Origin of the sequence: Solimonas variicoloris DSM 15731, from assembly GCF_000382285.1 — a bacterium.
GTDB lineage: Bacteria > Pseudomonadota > Gammaproteobacteria > Nevskiales > Nevskiaceae > Solimonas > Solimonas variicoloris.
On sequence record NZ_KB907937.1, the window covers coordinates 1 to 14,150 of the forward strand.

10 protein-coding genes and 1 pseudogene are annotated in these 14,150 nt (G+C 69.9%); 6 read left to right on the plus strand and 5 right to left on the minus strand.

The annotated features are described in order from the left end of the window. The 5 genes and pseudogenes from H149_RS23630 to H149_RS0113795 all read left to right on the plus strand — a co-directional run. Positions 1–156: pseudogene (locus tag H149_RS23630) on the plus strand (IS5/IS1182 family transposase); the annotation flags it as partial. A 72-nt stretch (positions 157–228) separates the two neighbouring features. Then, positions 229–1,599: a 2-isopropylmalate synthase gene (locus H149_RS21060; protein WP_169518355.1), complete on the plus strand. Its 1,371-nt coding sequence runs from the start codon at positions 229–231 to the stop codon at positions 1,597–1,599. 682 nt (positions 1,600–2,281) lie between these two features. Next, positions 2,282–2,917, plus strand: coding sequence for a uracil-DNA glycosylase (locus tag H149_RS0113785; RefSeq protein WP_245540529.1), 636 nt, complete (start codon positions 2,282–2,284; stop codon positions 2,915–2,917). Further along, the gene (rimI, locus tag H149_RS0113790; RefSeq protein WP_020650353.1) at positions 2,914–3,387 is read left to right on the plus strand and encodes a ribosomal protein S18-alanine N-acetyltransferase; all 474 of its coding nucleotides are present in this window, start codon (positions 2,914–2,916) and stop codon (positions 3,385–3,387) included. Before H149_RS0113785 ends, rimI begins: the two co-directional genes overlap by 4 nt. Positions 3,388–3,427: 40 nt before the next feature. Next, positions 3,428–4,663, plus strand: coding sequence for an MFS transporter (locus H149_RS0113795; protein ID WP_020650354.1), 1,236 nt, complete (start codon positions 3,428–3,430; stop codon positions 4,661–4,663). Here the strand turns inward: H149_RS0113795 and H149_RS0113800 are convergent. The 4 genes from H149_RS0113800 to H149_RS0113815 all read right to left on the minus strand — a co-directional run bounded on the left by H149_RS0113800 (position 4,660) and on the right by H149_RS0113815 (position 9,327). After that, positions 4,660–5,256, minus strand: a complete 597-nt coding sequence (locus H149_RS0113800) for a lysophospholipid acyltransferase family protein (RefSeq protein WP_020650355.1) — start codon at positions 5,254–5,256, stop codon at positions 4,660–4,662. The two genes, H149_RS0113795 and H149_RS0113800, sit on opposite strands and share 4 nt — an antisense overlap. A 138-nt stretch (positions 5,257–5,394) precedes the next feature. Next, positions 5,395–7,377: a transglutaminase TgpA family protein gene (locus H149_RS0113805; protein WP_020650356.1), complete on the minus strand. Its 1,983-nt coding sequence runs from the start codon at positions 7,375–7,377 to the stop codon at positions 5,395–5,397. After that, positions 7,374–8,384 carry a DUF58 domain-containing protein gene (locus tag H149_RS0113810; RefSeq protein WP_154654818.1) on the minus strand — a complete coding sequence of 337 codons (1,011 nt, stop codon included), beginning with the start codon at positions 8,382–8,384 and terminating at the stop codon, positions 7,374–7,376. Before H149_RS0113810 ends, H149_RS0113805 begins: the two co-directional genes overlap by 4 nt. A gap of 31 nt (positions 8,385–8,415) precedes the next feature. Then, the gene (locus H149_RS0113815; protein WP_020650358.1) at positions 8,416–9,327 is read right to left on the minus strand and encodes an AAA family ATPase; all 912 of its coding nucleotides are present in this window, start codon (positions 9,325–9,327) and stop codon (positions 8,416–8,418) included. A gap of 184 nt (positions 9,328–9,511) precedes the next feature. Here H149_RS0113815 and H149_RS21065 point away from each other — a divergent pair, with 184 nt between their 5' ends. After that, positions 9,512–11,014: a DUF3336 domain-containing protein gene (locus H149_RS21065; RefSeq protein WP_245540530.1), complete on the plus strand. Its 1,503-nt coding sequence runs from the start codon at positions 9,512–9,514 to the stop codon at positions 11,012–11,014. Between the two features lie 208 nt (positions 11,015–11,222). Here the strand turns inward: H149_RS21065 and H149_RS0113825 are convergent, their stop codons facing one another. After that, positions 11,223–14,099, minus strand: coding sequence for a valine--tRNA ligase (locus H149_RS0113825; protein WP_020650360.1), 2,877 nt, complete (start codon positions 14,097–14,099; stop codon positions 11,223–11,225). Between the last annotated feature and the right edge of the window lie 51 nt (positions 14,100–14,150).

Genomic DNA, 14,150 nt, shown 5'->3' on the forward strand with positions numbered 1-14,150 from the left:
CGCCGTCAGGCCGTGGAGCCGGTGATCGGGCACCTGAAGGACGACTGCGGACTACGGCGGAACTGGCTCAAAGGATCGGAAGGGGATGTGCTGCATCCGGTGTTGTGTGCCGCCGGCTACAACCTGCGCTGGTTGATGCGGGCCATTGCCCGGTTGGGACTGAAGGCCCTTTTTGCACTCTGGCTTCTGGTCGGGATGCTTGAGCGGGTGGTCAGTGACGAGGGGGGCATGGCCGCCGGGTCGGCGGCTGGCGGCGGTGAATTGAATATTTCAGGACCGACTATCTACAACGCCGTGGCGCCGGTGATGCGCCGCGTCGTCTTCAACATGAGCCAGGACGAGGTCGTCGACATGGCGGTCACGCACGTCGGACTGGCGCGCGAACTGGCGGCGCAGTATCCGCAGACCGACTGGCGCTTCGAGTACTCGCCAGAGATGTTCTCGAACACCGAGCTGGAGTTCTCCAAGCGTGTCGTCGATGCCGTCGTCGAGGCGATCGGCGCGACCCGGGAGAAGCCGGTCATCATCAACCTGCCGTCCACGGTCGAGCTGTCGACGCCGAACATCTTCGCCGACATGGTCGAGTGGATGCATCGCAACGTCGCCAGGCGCGAGGCGATCGTCCTGTCGATCCATCCGCACAACGATCGCGGCACCGGCCTGGCCGCCGGTGAGCTGGGGCTGATGGCGGGCGCCGACCGCATCGAGGGCACGCTGTTCGGCAATGGCGAGCGCACCGGCAACTTCGACATCGTCAACATGGCGCTGAACCTGTACACGCAGGGCGTCGATCCGGGGCTGGATTTCTCCGACATCGACGAGGTGCGCCGCACCGTCGAGTACTGCAACCAGCTGCCGATCTCGCCGCGCCATCCGTACGTCGGCGATCTGGTCTTCACCTCGTTCTCGGGCTCGCACCAGGACGCCATCAAGAAGGCTTTCGCGGCGCGCCAGGACGGCGAGCTGTGGGACATTCCGTACCTGCCGATCGACCCGAAGGATCTGGGCCGCAGCTACGAGGCGGTGATTCGCGTCAACTCGCAGTCCGGCAAGGGCGGCATCTCCTACCTGCTGGAGCACGAGTACGGGCTGGTGCTGCCGCGGCGCCTGCAGATCGAGTTCAGCCAGGTCGTGCAGGAGGCGCTGGACGCGTCGGGCCGCGAGATGTCGGCGGAGGACATCGGCGGCCTCTTCACGCAGCAGTACTTCGACGCGCAGCGTCCGTACGGCTACGTCTCGCACCATCTGGTCGAGGATTCGACGCGCAACGAGGTCGAGCTGGCGACCGAGATCACCGTCGACGGCCGCACGCAGAAGCTGGCCGGTCGCGGCAACGGACCGATCGACGCTTTCATCGCGGCCTTGTCGCAGCAGATCGGCGAGAGGCTGACGGTGGTCGACTACCACGAGCACGCCGTCACCGCCGGCGCCGATTCGGCGGCGGTCGCCTACATCGAGCTGAAGCTCGGCGACGGCAAGGCCCTGTTCGGTGCCGGCCGCGATCCGAACATCGTCACCGCCTCGCTGAAGGCGGTGCTGTCCGGTCTCAACCGCGCGCTGGCGCAGCGCGGCACGGTCGGCGAACGCCGCGTCGCCTGACGCCGGCTGAAGGCCACCGGCCCCGGCTCGCCGCTGCGTGCGGCGGGCCGGGCCGGCCGGCCGGCGGGGCGTCGCCGTCCGAGGGCCGCGCTTGTCAGAGCCGCACGCTGCGCGGCTTTCTCGCCGGTCTTGCCGCGACACCTCGCTTCGTTCGCGGCAACGATCTCCGGGGCATCGCCGCCGCGTCCGCGCGGTACTGAGCAGGCCGGCTTCACCGGTGTCGAATCCGGCCCTGGTGCGCGCCAGGAACGGGATCCGGTCGCGTTCAAGAATCCCATCGATTTTCGCATCGCCTCGGTGCCGTTCGGCCGGCCCGGCCTTCGGCTTGATGTTCGGTGCCTGCGGGCGCGGCGCGATCGGCGAGGGGCCGGACATGCAAGCTCGCCGGCAAGGGCCGGAGGCCGGGCACTTCGCGCCGGCACCGTGAACGACGCGGCCGGCGAGCAGGCCCGGTAAAATGCCGCGTATGGATTCCGCCCGTCGTCAGCGCGCGCTCAAATTGCTTGGTCTCGAAACCTGGCAGCGGCGCGGTGTCGTGTCCGAGCCGGTGCCCGCGGCGGCCGCCGAGGCATCCCGTCCGGCGATGTCCCGTCCTGCGGCATCGGATCCGGCGCCGGCGCGCGCGGCGCCTGCCGCTTCGCGCCCGCCGCTCGCGGCGGCCGTCGCGCCCCGGCCTGCGTCCGTGCCTGCGGCACCGGTGCCGGCACCGGCGGCGCCGCGCGAAGTGCCCGGCGACTGGAACGGTCTGCGCGCGGCGGTCGCCGGCTGCGAGGCCTGCAAGCTGTGCCGCACGCGCACCCACACGGTCTTCGGCGTCGGCGACGAGCAGGCGCCGCTGATGATCGTCGGCGAGGGGCCGGGCGCCGACGAGGATGCGCGCGGCGAACCCTTCGTCGGCCGCGCCGGCCAGCTGCTCGACGAGATGCTGAAGAGCATCGGTCGTTCGCGCCAGCAGCACGATGCTGCGAGCGCGGTCTTCATCGCCAACGTCGTCAAGTGCCGTCCGCCGGGCAACCGCGATCCGGAGGCGGACGAGGTCGAGGCCTGCCGGCCCTACCTCGACCGCCAGATCGAGCTGGTGCGGCCGAAGCTGATCGTCGCGCTCGGCCGCGTCGCCGCGCAGCGTCTGCTCGACACCGACGCGCCGCTGTCGCGGCTGCGCGGGCCGCTCTATCACTACGGCGCGGCGCGCACGCCGCTGCTGATCACCTACCATCCCGCCTATCTGCTGCGCAGCCCGCGCGAGAAGGCGAAGAGCTGGGACGACTTGAAGAAGATCCACCAATTCCTCACGCAGCCGGCGCCGATCTCGTCATGAGCGCGCAGCCGCAGGACATCTGGCGCCTGTATCCGATGCATCCGGCGCACCTGCCGCAGGTGATGGAGATCGAGCGCGCCGCGTACACGCATCCGTGGACCGAAGGCATCTTCAACGACTGTCTGCGCGTCGGCTACAGCGCCTGGGTGGTGACCAACACGCTCGGCGAGGTGCAGGCCTACGCGCTGATGAGCATGGCGGTCGGCGAGGCGCACATCCTCAACATCTGCGTCGCGCCGGAGCAGCAGCGCCTGGGCCTCGCGAGCTTCCTGATGAAGCACCTGCTGATGGTCGCGCGCGCGGCCGGCGTGACGCTGATGCTGCTCGAGGTGCGCAAGTCCAACAAGGCCGCGCAGCGGCTCTACGACGCCTTCGGCTTCAAGAAGATCGGCGAACGCCGCGGCTACTATCCGGCCGTCGACGGCCGCGAGGATGCCCTGGTGCTGGCGCTCGAACTGGTCGGCGCATAAGAACGTCCGCCGCCGAGCCGGCGCGCAAGGGAGTGTAGGGATGCACAACGATCGCCGCGCCCGTTGGTCCTGGGCGTTCTACGACTGGGCCAACTCGTCGTTCGCGACGACGGTGATGGCCGGCTTCTTTCCGTTGTTCTTCTCGGCCTACTGGGCGCAGGACCTGGCGCCCGGCGAACGCACATTCTGGCTCGGGCTGGCCAGCTCGCTGGCCAGCGTGGTGGTCATGATCCTGGCGCCGCTGCTCGGCGGCCTGGCCGACCGCAAGGGCTACAAGAAACGCTTCCTGCTGCTCGCCACGGTGCTCGGCGCGGCGTCGACGGCGGCGCTGTTCTGGGTCGCCAAGGGCCACTGGCCGCTGGCGCTGACGCTGTTCGCGCTCGGCTCGGTCGGCTTCTTCGCCGGCACCTCGTTCTACGACTCGCTGATCGTCGCGGTCGCCCGGCCCGAGGAAATGGACCGCACGTCGGCGCTCGGCTACGGCCTCGGCTATCTGGGCGGCGGCCTGCTGTTCACGCTCAATGTCTTCATGTTCCAGAAGCCGCAGGCTTTCGGTCTCGCCGACGGCGCGCAGGCGGTGCTGTGGTCGTTCCTGATGGTCGGCGTCTGGTGGATGCTGTTCTCGCTGCCGCTGTTCCGCCACGTCCACGAGGCGCCGGTGGCCAGCGATGCGGCCTCGGACTGGCACGAGCTGGTGCGCACCTTCCGCCAGGTGCTGACGATGAAGCCGGTGCTGCTGTTCCTCGCCGCGTACTGGCTCTACATCGACGCCGTCGACACCATCATCCGCATGGCGGTCGATTACGGCACCAAGCTCGGCTTCGAGCCGGGCGCGCTGATCAAGGCGCTGCTGCTGGTGCAGTTCATCGGCTTCCCGGCGGCGGTCGCCTACGGCTGGCTCGCCGACCGCTTCGGCACCAAGCGCATGATCTACGTCGCGCTCGTGGTCTACGCCGGCGTCACGCTCGGCTCGTACTGGCTGCAGTCCGAACGCGACTTCTATCTGCTCGCCGCCGCGATCGGCTGCGTGCAGGGCGGCATCCAGTCATTGTCGCGCTCGTACTATGCGCGCCTGATCCCGGCTGGACAGTCCGGACAGTTCTTCGGTTTCTACAACATGCTCGGCAAGTTCGCCGCGGTGCTCGGTCCGGTCGTCGTCGGCCAGACGGCGCTGCTGGTCGACAACCAGCGCCTGCCGATCCTGACGCTGCTGCCATTCTTCCTGATCGGCGGCTGGCTGCTCGCCCGCGTGCGCGAGCCGGCCAGGACGTCCTAGCCGAGCCCGACGTTCTCGGGTTTTTTCGCGGTGACGCCGCGGTAGAACGCGAACACCGGCGCCATGTCGGCGTCCCAGTCGCCGCTCGGCCGGAACAGTGGGCCGGTGCCGACCACCTTGCGCCGGTAGTCGATGTAGGCGGCGAGCACCGGCACCTGCGCACTCGCGGCGAGGTGGTAGAAACCGCGCTTCCATTGCGCGACGTGCGCGCGCGTGCCTTCCGGCGCGAGGCCGATCAGCAGGCGCTCGCTGTCAGCGAAGGTCTGCGCCGTCTGGCGCACGACGTCGCCCGCGGCGCTGCGGTCGATGGCAATGCCGCCGAGGGCGCGGAAGATTCGGCCCCAGGGGCCGCGGAACAGCGTGTGCTTGGCGAACCAGTGCAGCTCCAGATCGAGCGCGAGGATCGCGGCAAGGCCGTAGACGAAGTCCCAGTTGGAGGTGTGCGGCGCGGCGATCACCACCAGTTTCGGTTCGTCCGGCATGCGCACATCCAGCGTCCAGCCGCCGGCGCGCAGCACGGCGCGGCCGAGGGCGCGCAGCAGGGGACTGCGGCGGCGCGGTACGGCGGCGCCGATCTCGATACGGTCATTCATGGGAAACGCCTGGCACTTTCTCGCAACGGCCTTCGTCCGGCGAAGGCTTCGGTCTGGCTGTCGGGGCGCCGGTCTGGCGCCGGCGTGCCGCGCATTATCGGGCAAGCGCCGGCGGATTGCGTCGCGCGCCGGCGAGGCCTACGACAGACGCACGCCGCGCACGGCGCGATGCAGCGCCGCGAGCCGTGCCGCGTCGGGCGCTTCGAGATAGCGGCTGCGCAGATACAGATCGGCGGCCGGCTGCAGCGTCGCCCGCCATTGCGGTCGGGCGGCGAGCACACGCGCGACGAAATCGCGCGGCCCCTCGTCGGCGCGCGGCCGGTAGCCGCGCCGCGCGAGCTGGCGCAGCAGGCGCTGCCATTCGCGCTGCGCGGCGTCGTGCGCCCGCGCCGGCGCGGCGCGGCGCAGCAGCACGAAGCCGAGGATCGCCATCGTCGCGGTCAGCAGCGCGGTCAGGGTCAGGATCATCGTGCGCAGATCGTCGATGCCGAAGCGCTGCAGGAACTGCTGCTGCAGCTCGGGGCCGTAGCCGAGCACCAGTCCGTTCCAGCGCGCGTTGACCCAGTCCCAGCGCGCCTTCAGCGCGTCGCGCCAGGCGGTGCGGCGGGCGAGGTAGTCGGGCAGGCCCTCGCCGGCGCCGATCGCCGAGCCGAGGCCGCGCTCGATGCGCGAGGGTGCGATCGCGGCGGTCGGATCGATGCGCTGCCAGCGGCCGTCGAGCCAGACCTCGCTCCAGGCGTGCGCGTCGGCCTGGGTGATGACGTAGTAGCCGCCGGGCTCGTTGAGGGTGCCGCCCTGATAGCCGGTGACGACGCGCGCCGGAATGCCGGCGGCGCGCATCAGCACTGTGAAGGCGCTGCTGTAGTGCTCGCAGAAACCGCGTCGCGTGTCGAACAGGAAGCCGTCGACGCTGTCGCGTGCCAGCGGCGGCGGGCGCAGCGTGTAGACGAAGTTCTCGTCGCGGATCATGCGCAGCGCGCGGGCGGCGATCGCGGCGTCGGCCAGGCCCTCGTCGCGCCACTGCCGCGCCAGCGCCAGCGTGCGCGGGTTGTAGCCGTTCGGCAGGCGCGTGAGCCGCTGGCGCTGGCGTGCGTCGAGCGCCGGGGCGAAGGCGAAGTCCGGATTCGACAGCAGGGTGTAGCGGCGGCGCTCGATGATCGGACGGCGCGCGAGCAGCTCGCCGTTGCCGTTGAGGCGCGCGTCCGGCGGCAGATCGACCGCCTGCGGCAGTTCGAGCGCGAGCAGCCAGGGCATGCGGCCCGGCTCCAGCGTCAGCTCGTAGCGCACCGCCGTGCCGAGATAGCGGATGTCGCCGTCCTGCAGCGGCGGCGGCGCGCTCCAGCCCTTGCTCCAGGTGCGACCGTCGAAGCTCTCCAGCACCGGGCCGCGCCAATAGCGCTGGGCGGGCGTCGGCGCCGGGCCGTCGAAGCGCACGCGAAAGGCGACGTCGTCGGACTCGATCAGCGCCGCGATGTCGCCGGGCGCCATCGAGTCGCTCAGTCCGCTGCGCGCCGCGCCGGCGTCGGCGGGCAGGCCCCAGATCGGCCCCGGGATGCGCGGGAACAGCACGAACAGCAGCAGCATCAGCGGCAGCGCCTGCGCGACCATCGCGCCGGCGCGGCGCAGCGTCTGCCGCGGCGGCAGCTGGCCGAGATGCTGGCATTCGATCAGCAAGGCCGTGATCGCCAGACAGCTGAGCAGCAGGTACAGCGAAGTCCAGATTTCCTGCGAGTACAGAAAATGGGTGATGAGCATGAAGTACATCAGGAAGATCATCACCATCACGTCGCGGCGGCCGCGCAGCTCGACCAGCTTGAGCGCCGCCATCACGCACAGCAGCGCGGTGCCGGCGGTCTGGCCGCTGACGCGGCCGAAGCTGGCGTAGACGCCGCCGAGCGCGGCGAACACCAGCGCCGCGCGCAGCAGCTTCGGCGGCATGCGCCACTGCCGGCGTGCGGCGAACGCCCGCCACAGCAGCAGCGCGGCGATGAAGCCGGATTCCCAGAGCGGCAGGCGCATCGCATGCGGTGCGAACACCAGCAGCAGCACCGCGAGCAGGCGCAGCAGCGTGGCGACCGGCAGGTAGTCGCCGAGGCCGGCGGCCGGGGCGCCGGTGCTCATGCCTCGGCCCCGTGCAGCGCCAGCGCCTTCAGGCACTGGAAGCGGTGCGCGTCGCCGAGTCCGGGCGCGATGACCTGTCCGGGCAGGCGCAGGCCGTAGCGCTGCTGCAGCGCCTCGGCGTCGAGCACCCAGCGCGTCAGCTGCGACAGGCGCGCTTCGCCATCGAGCTGCGGCAGCGTCGACCAGTCGAGCCAGAGATCCTGATCGAGCGTTTCGTGAAACTGCTTGACCAGCGGCTGCGGCGATTTCGGCAGGCTCTTCCAGTGGATCGCGCGCGCGGTGTCGCCGCGCTGGTAGGCGCGCAGGCCGCTGAATTCGTCCTGGCCGGGGCGCTGGCCGGCGTCGAGGCTGCCGTGCCCGGCGGCGCCGGGCGGCAGGCGCCCCGGCGGCGCCGGCTGCGGGAACACCAGCAGCGCGGTGTCGAGCTCGGCCCAGGTCCAGGCGTGGAACAGGCCGAGCGGATATTCGGTCGAGACGCTGAACACGCCGGCGCGCAGCCAGCCGCGGCGCGGCGCCGGCAGCGTCAGCGTCAGCAGCACGCCGTCCTGCGCGGGCAGGTCGGCGACCGCTTCCGGCGTCGCCGCCGCGCGTGGCCAGGCCAGCGCGATCGACAGTCGCGGCTGCAGCGAGGGGTTGTCGATGCGCACTTCGACCTGCGCCGTCTCTCCGGCGAAGACCGGGCGCGCGACGCCGGCGCGCAGCTGCAGGTTGACCAGATTGGCGTGCGTGTGATGCATGCCGACCAGGCCCAGGCCGGCGAGCAGGAAGGTCAGCAGGAAGGCCATGCTGTTGCTGTAGTTCATCGCCCCGAGCAGCATCACCAGCAGCATCAGCGCGAAGCCGGCGCCGAAGCGCGTCGGCAGGATGTAGACGCGGTGCCGCGGTATCGCGATCGGGCCCGGCTGGCGTTTGACGCGCGCCATCACCCAGGCGTCGATGCGCGCCTGCGCGGCGCGCAGCGGATGCAGCAGCGTCGCCGCGACGCGCCGGATCGGCATCGCGCTCAAGCCGCGCCGGTCCGGCGCCGCGCCGCCGGCGTCACGGGATCGCGACCTGGGCGAGGATCGCGGCGGCGCTCGTCGCCGCGCCGTCGCGCTCGGCGGCGGCGACCAGGCGGTGGCCGACGACGGCGGCGAACACCGCCTGCACGTCTTCCGGGATCACGCCGCTGCGGCCGTCGATGAAGGCCCAGGCCTGCGCGGCGCGGCGCAGCGCCAGGCCGGCGCGCGGCGACAGGCCCTGGCGCAGACCCGGCAGCTCGCGCGTGCGCTGCACCAGCGCCAGCAGATAGTCGATCAGCGCCGGCGCGGTGCGCACTGCGCGCACCTGATCCTGCAGGCCGAGCAGCTGCGCCGGCGTCAGCACCGGCTGCAGCTCGCCGAGTAGGTCGCGGCGCTCGCGCTCCATCAGCAGCTGGCGCTCGGCCTCGGCCGGCGGATAGCCGAGCGAGATGCGCATCAGGAAGCGGTCGAGCTGCGATTCCGGCAGCGGAAAGGTGCCGAGCTGGTATGAAGGGTTCTGTGTCGCGATCACGAAGAACGGCTCGGGCAGCGCGCGCGTCTCGCCTTCGGCGGTGACCTGGCGCTCTTCCATCGCCTCGAGCAACGCCGACTGCGTCTTCGGACTGGCGCGATTGACCTCGTCGGCGAGCACCAGCTGCGAAAAGATCGGGCCGGGCACGAAGCGGAAGCCGCCGGTCGCGGTCTCGTACACCGACACGCCGATGATGTCGGCCGGCAGCAGATCGCTGGTGAACTGCACGCGCTGGAAGTGCAGGCCGAGCACGCGTGCCAGCGCCAGCGCCAGCGTGGTCTTGCCCATGCCGGGCACGTCCTCGATCAGCAGGTGGCCGCGCGCCAGTAGGCAGGCGAGCACCAGACGCAGCTGCGTGTCCTTGCCGAGGATGATCTGGTTGAGGCTGTGCAGGACCGGCGCGACGGACGAACTCATGCGGCGACTCGACGAATGGCGGAATTTGAGCGGCGTTGCGGCAGTGTACCCGCAGGCGCGCGCCGGCTTCGGACGAACGGCAGCGCGGACGCATACGGGTGACCGGCGGCGCGCCGCGGCGTGCTTGCGGTACCCCCGGCCTGCGCCCACCATACGGACCATCGATCCGGCACCGGAGCCGCCATTGGATTCACGAAACCGCCAGCTGCTGCGCGAAATGCGCGAGGCGACGAGCTATGCGCAGTGGCGCCAGGCCGCCGAGGAGCTCGATCGCCGGCAGGGCTACGAGGACTGGAAGGCCGACGAAGCCTCCGACGATTACGACTGGCGCCTGATCCGCTCGCGCCTGCGCCAGATCCGCCGCTATCGCGAACAGGACGACGTCGCCAAGCTGGTCCATCACCTGCGTCAGGGCCTGCATTGGAACCTCGGCAATCTCGGCAGCCCGAGCCTCTACGCGCATGCAAACGTCGGCACCAAGCATCTGGTCGGCGAGTACGCGCGCGAAGTGGCGTCGGCCCTGCAATGGGTCTGCGAGACCGAGCTGCCGGAACTGCCGCACGCCGCCAAGCTCAAGTTCTTCAACGACATCGCGCTCAGCTACGGGCGCTCGGCACTGATGCTGTCGGGCGGCGCGACGCTCGGCCTGTTCCACGTCGGCGTGGTCAAGGCGCTGTACCGCGAGAACCTGGTGCCGCCGATCATGTCCGGTTCGTCGGCCGGCTCGGTGGTCTGCGCCACGGTCGGCACGCGCGCCACGCACGAGGTCGAGGACCTGCTCGACCCGGAGGCGGCGTACTACCACTTCTGGCGCATCCTGCCGATGCGCGACATCCTGCGCCGCCGCGCGCTGATGGATCAGGACCAGCTGCGCAGCGCGATCGCCGCCAACGTCCGCGACCTCACCTTCGAGCAGGCGCAGCAGCTGTCGGGCCGCACGATCAACATCACGGTGTCGCCGGCCGGCACGCATCAGCAGCCGCGCCTGCTGAACTACCTGACCTTCCCGTACCTGTACGTGCGCGAGGCGGTGCTGGCCTCCTGCGCGGTGCCGCTGCTGTTCCCGCCGGTCATGCTGATGACGCAGGACGAGCACAACGAGCGCGTGCCGTACATGCCGCTGCTGCGCTGGAACGACGGCTCGCTGAAATCGGATCTGCCGATCCTGCGCATGCGCCGCCTGCACAACGTCAATCACTTCATCGTCAGCCAGACCAATCCGCACGTGCTGCCGTTCGTGTCCGCGCAGCGCGAACCCGGCGAGCGCGGCCTGCGCAACTCGGCGCGCGACTACCTGTATTCGACGGTGCGCGCGCAGAGCAAGAGCCTCGTCGATCTGGCGCGGCAGAACCTGCCGCTCGGCGGCGGCGTGCGGCGCACGCTCGACACCGCCTCGTCGATCCTCGATCAGGACTATCGCGGCAACATCAACATCCTGCCCGAGGTCAGCCTCTGGCGTTACGCCAACGTGACCACGAACCCGTCGATGGAAGCGGTCAAGCGCTTCATGCTCGAAGGCGAGCGCGCGACCTGGCCGCGCATCGAGATGATCCGCAACCAGACGCTGATCAGCCAGACGCTCGACCACTGCGTGCGCCTGCTCGAACAGGTGCAGCCGCTGCCGGGCAGCGGCGAACGGCTTGGGCGCCGGCCCGAGCTGCGCGTGGTGCGCACGCGCGAGCAGTAGCCATTGCGCTCGTGCGGCGCCGGCCGCGTTCCAGCGGCTGGCGCCGTAGCCACCCGTACCGGCATGGCGGATGGGCGGATCGCGTCGGGCGCCTCGCCCGCCCAGCTCTTCAGAGGGCGGTCGCACCCGGCGAGCCGGACGCATGCACCGTGCAGGCGCGGCTGGCGGCGCCGTCGATCTTGCGGCGCCGCCGTCGCCGGGCGTGGCGCTACAGCGCGCGGATGCGCGCTTCCTGATCCTTCAGAGCGGCGATGTCCGCCTGCTGCTTGGCGTTGAGCTCGCGGGCCTGCTGCTGCACCGCTTCCGGCGCCTTGCCGAAGCTCGGGTTGGCGATGCGCGCGCTGGTTTTCTCGAAGTCGCTTTCGAGCTTGGCGATCTGCTTGGCGAGGCGCGCCAGCTCGGCGTCCTTGTCGATCAGGCCGGCCATCGGCACCAGCAGCTTGGCGCTGCCGAGCAGGGCGGTCGCCGACTGCGGCGCCGCCTCGCCGGGACCGAGCACGCGCGGCGTCTCGACGCGGGCGAGGAATTCAATCGCCCTTTCCATCTTCGCGAGCCGCGCGAGATCGTCGGCGCCGGCGTCCTGCACCAGCAACGGCAGCGGCTTGCCCGGGGCGATGTTCATCTCGCCGCGGATCTGGCGGACGCCGAGGATCAGCGCCTTCAGCCACTCGATGTCGGCCTCGGCGGCCTCGTCGATCTTCGCCGCGTCGGCGAGCGGGTAGGGCCGGTGCATGATGGTGGTCTGGTCCGCCGGCACGCCGGCCAGCGGTGCGACGCGCTGCCAGATTTCCTCGGTGATGAACGGCATCAGCGGATGCAGCAGGCGCAGCCAGGCTTCGAGCACGCGCACCAGCGTGCGCCGCGTGCCGCGCTGCTGGGCTTCGCTGCCCTGCTGCAGCGCCGGCTTGCTCAGCTCCAGATACCAGTCGCAGTACTCGTTCCAGATGAACTGGTAGAGCGCGGTCGCGAGCAGGTCGAAGCGATAGGTCGCGAAGTGCTCGGCGGCTTCGGCTTCGAGCTTCTGCAGCCGCGAGACGATCCAGCGGTCGGCATCGGACAGCTCGACCGGCAGCGTCGCGTCGAGCCCGCAATCGCGGCTTGCGCCTTGCGCCGACGCCATTTCCGGCGTCGTGCCCTCGGGCACGTCCGGCGCGACGTTCATCAGCACGTAGCGCGCCGCGTTCCAGATCTTGTTGCAGAAGTTGCGGTAGCCGGCGGCGCGGCCGGCGTCGAAGCGGATGTCGCGGCCCTGCGTCGCCAGCGCCGCGAAGGTGAAGCGCAGCGCGTCGACGCCGACCGCTTCGATGCCCTTCGGATAATCCTTGCGCGTCTTGGCTTCGATCTTCGGCGCGGTCTCCGGCTTCATCAGGCCGGTCGTGCGCTTCTTGACGAGTTCATCGAGCGAGATGCCGTCCACCACGTCGAGCGGGTCGAGGACATTGCCCTTCGACTTCGACATCTTGTTGCCTTCCGGATCGCGGACCAGGCCGGTGATGTAGACCTCGCGGAACGGCACGTCGTGCTGGAAATACTGGCCCATCATCACCATGCGCGCGACCCAGAAGAAGATGATGTCGAAGCCGGTGACGAGCACCGAACTCGGATACCACTTCTTCAGCGCTGCGGTCTGCTCCGGCCAGCCGAGCGTCGCCATCGGCCAGATGTCGGAGCTGAACCAGGTATCGAAGACGTCCTCGTCCTGCTTCAGCGCGACGTCGGCTCCAAGGCCGTACTGGGCGCGCACCTCGGCCTCGTCGCGGCCGACGTAGACCTTGCCGGCCTCGTCATACCAGGCCGGGATGCGGTGGCCCCACCACAGCTGGCGGCTTATGCACCAGTCCTGGATGTTGTGCAGCCAGTGGAAGTAGGTGCTCTTCCAGTTGTCCGGCACGAAGCGGATGCGGCCGGACTCGACGGCGTCGATCGCCGGTTTGGTGATCGCCGCATAGCCGCCCGGGCGGCCGTCGGCGAGGGTTTCGCGCGTCAGGTCGACGAACCACTGATCCGTCAGGTACGGCTCGACGACGGCGCCGCTGCGATCGCCGCGCGGTACCTTGAGCTTGTGATCGTCGATCTTGTCGACGAGGCCGAGCGCATCGAGATCGGCGACGATCTGCTTGCGCGCGACGTAGCGGTCGAGGCCGCGGTAGGTCGCCGGCGCCTCGTCGTTGATCGTCGCGGTCGGCGTGAAGATATTGATCAGCGGCAGCTGGTGACGCTGGCCGAGCGCGTAGTCGTTGAAGTCGTGCGCCGGCGTGATCTTCACGCAGCCGGTGCCGAACTCGCGATCGACGTAATCGTCGGCGACGATCGGGATCTCGCGATGGGTCAGCGGCAGCCGCACGCTCTTGCCGACCAGATGCCGGTAGCGCTCGTCTTCCGGGTGCACCGCAACGGCGGTGTCGCCGAGCATCGTTTCCGGACGCGTGGTGGCGACGACGATGTAATCCTTGCCGTCGGCGGTCTTGGCGCCATTGGCGAGCGGATAGCGGAAGTGCCAGAGCTTGCCGTTCTCCTCCTCGCTGACGACTTCGAGATCCGAGATCGCCGTCAGCAGCACCGGATCCCAGTTGACGAGGCGCTTGCCGCGATAGATCAGGCCGGCCTCATACAGCTTCACGAAGTGCTCGACGACGGCCTTCGAGTACGCCGGGTCCATCGTGAACGCTTCGCGCGACCAGTCGACCGAACTGCCCATGCGGCGGATCTGGCTGCCGATCGTGCCGGCCGAGTACTTCTTCCATTCCCAGACCTTGTCGACGAACTTCTCGCGACCGAGTTCGAGGCGTGGCGGCTCGCCGGCGAGCTTGAGGTTGCGCTCGACGACCATCTGCGTGGCGATGCCGGCGTGGTCGGTGCCGGGCTGCCACAGGGTGTCGCGGCCCTGCATGCGCGCGTGGCGGATCAGCGCGTCCATCACCGTGTGCTGGAAGGCATGCCCCATGTGCAGCGTGCCGGTGACGTTCGGCGGCGGGATCATGATGCTGTACGGCTCGCCGTGGCCGGACGGAGCGTAGCAGCCGTTCTGTTCCCAGAACTCGCGCCAGCGCGCTTCGACATCGCGCGGTTCGAAAGTCTTGTCCATGGAGCGTCTTGAAGTCGTGGGCGGCGCGCGCGAACGGATCGCGCGCAAAAA

Coding starts and splice junctions, on each gene's coding strand:
- H149_RS21060 (WP_169518355.1), top strand. CDS start 229: ATGGCCGCCGGGTCGGCGGCTGGCGGCGGTGAATTGAATATTTCAGGA.
- rimI (WP_020650353.1), top strand. CDS start 2,914: ATGAGCGCGCAGCCGCAGGACATCTGGCGCCTGTATCCGATGCATCCG.
- H149_RS0113795 (WP_020650354.1), top strand. CDS start 3,428: ATGCACAACGATCGCCGCGCCCGTTGGTCCTGGGCGTTCTACGACTGG.
- H149_RS0113800 (WP_020650355.1), bottom strand. CDS start 5,256: ATGAATGACCGTATCGAGATCGGCGCCGCCGTACCGCGCCGCCGCAGT.
- H149_RS0113805 (WP_020650356.1), bottom strand. CDS start 7,377: ATGAGCACCGGCGCCCCGGCCGCCGGCCTCGGCGACTACCTGCCGGTC.
- H149_RS0113815 (WP_020650358.1), bottom strand. CDS start 9,327: ATGAGTTCGTCCGTCGCGCCGGTCCTGCACAGCCTCAACCAGATCATC.
- H149_RS0113825 (WP_020650360.1), bottom strand. CDS start 14,099: ATGGACAAGACTTTCGAACCGCGCGATGTCGAAGCGCGCTGGCGCGAG.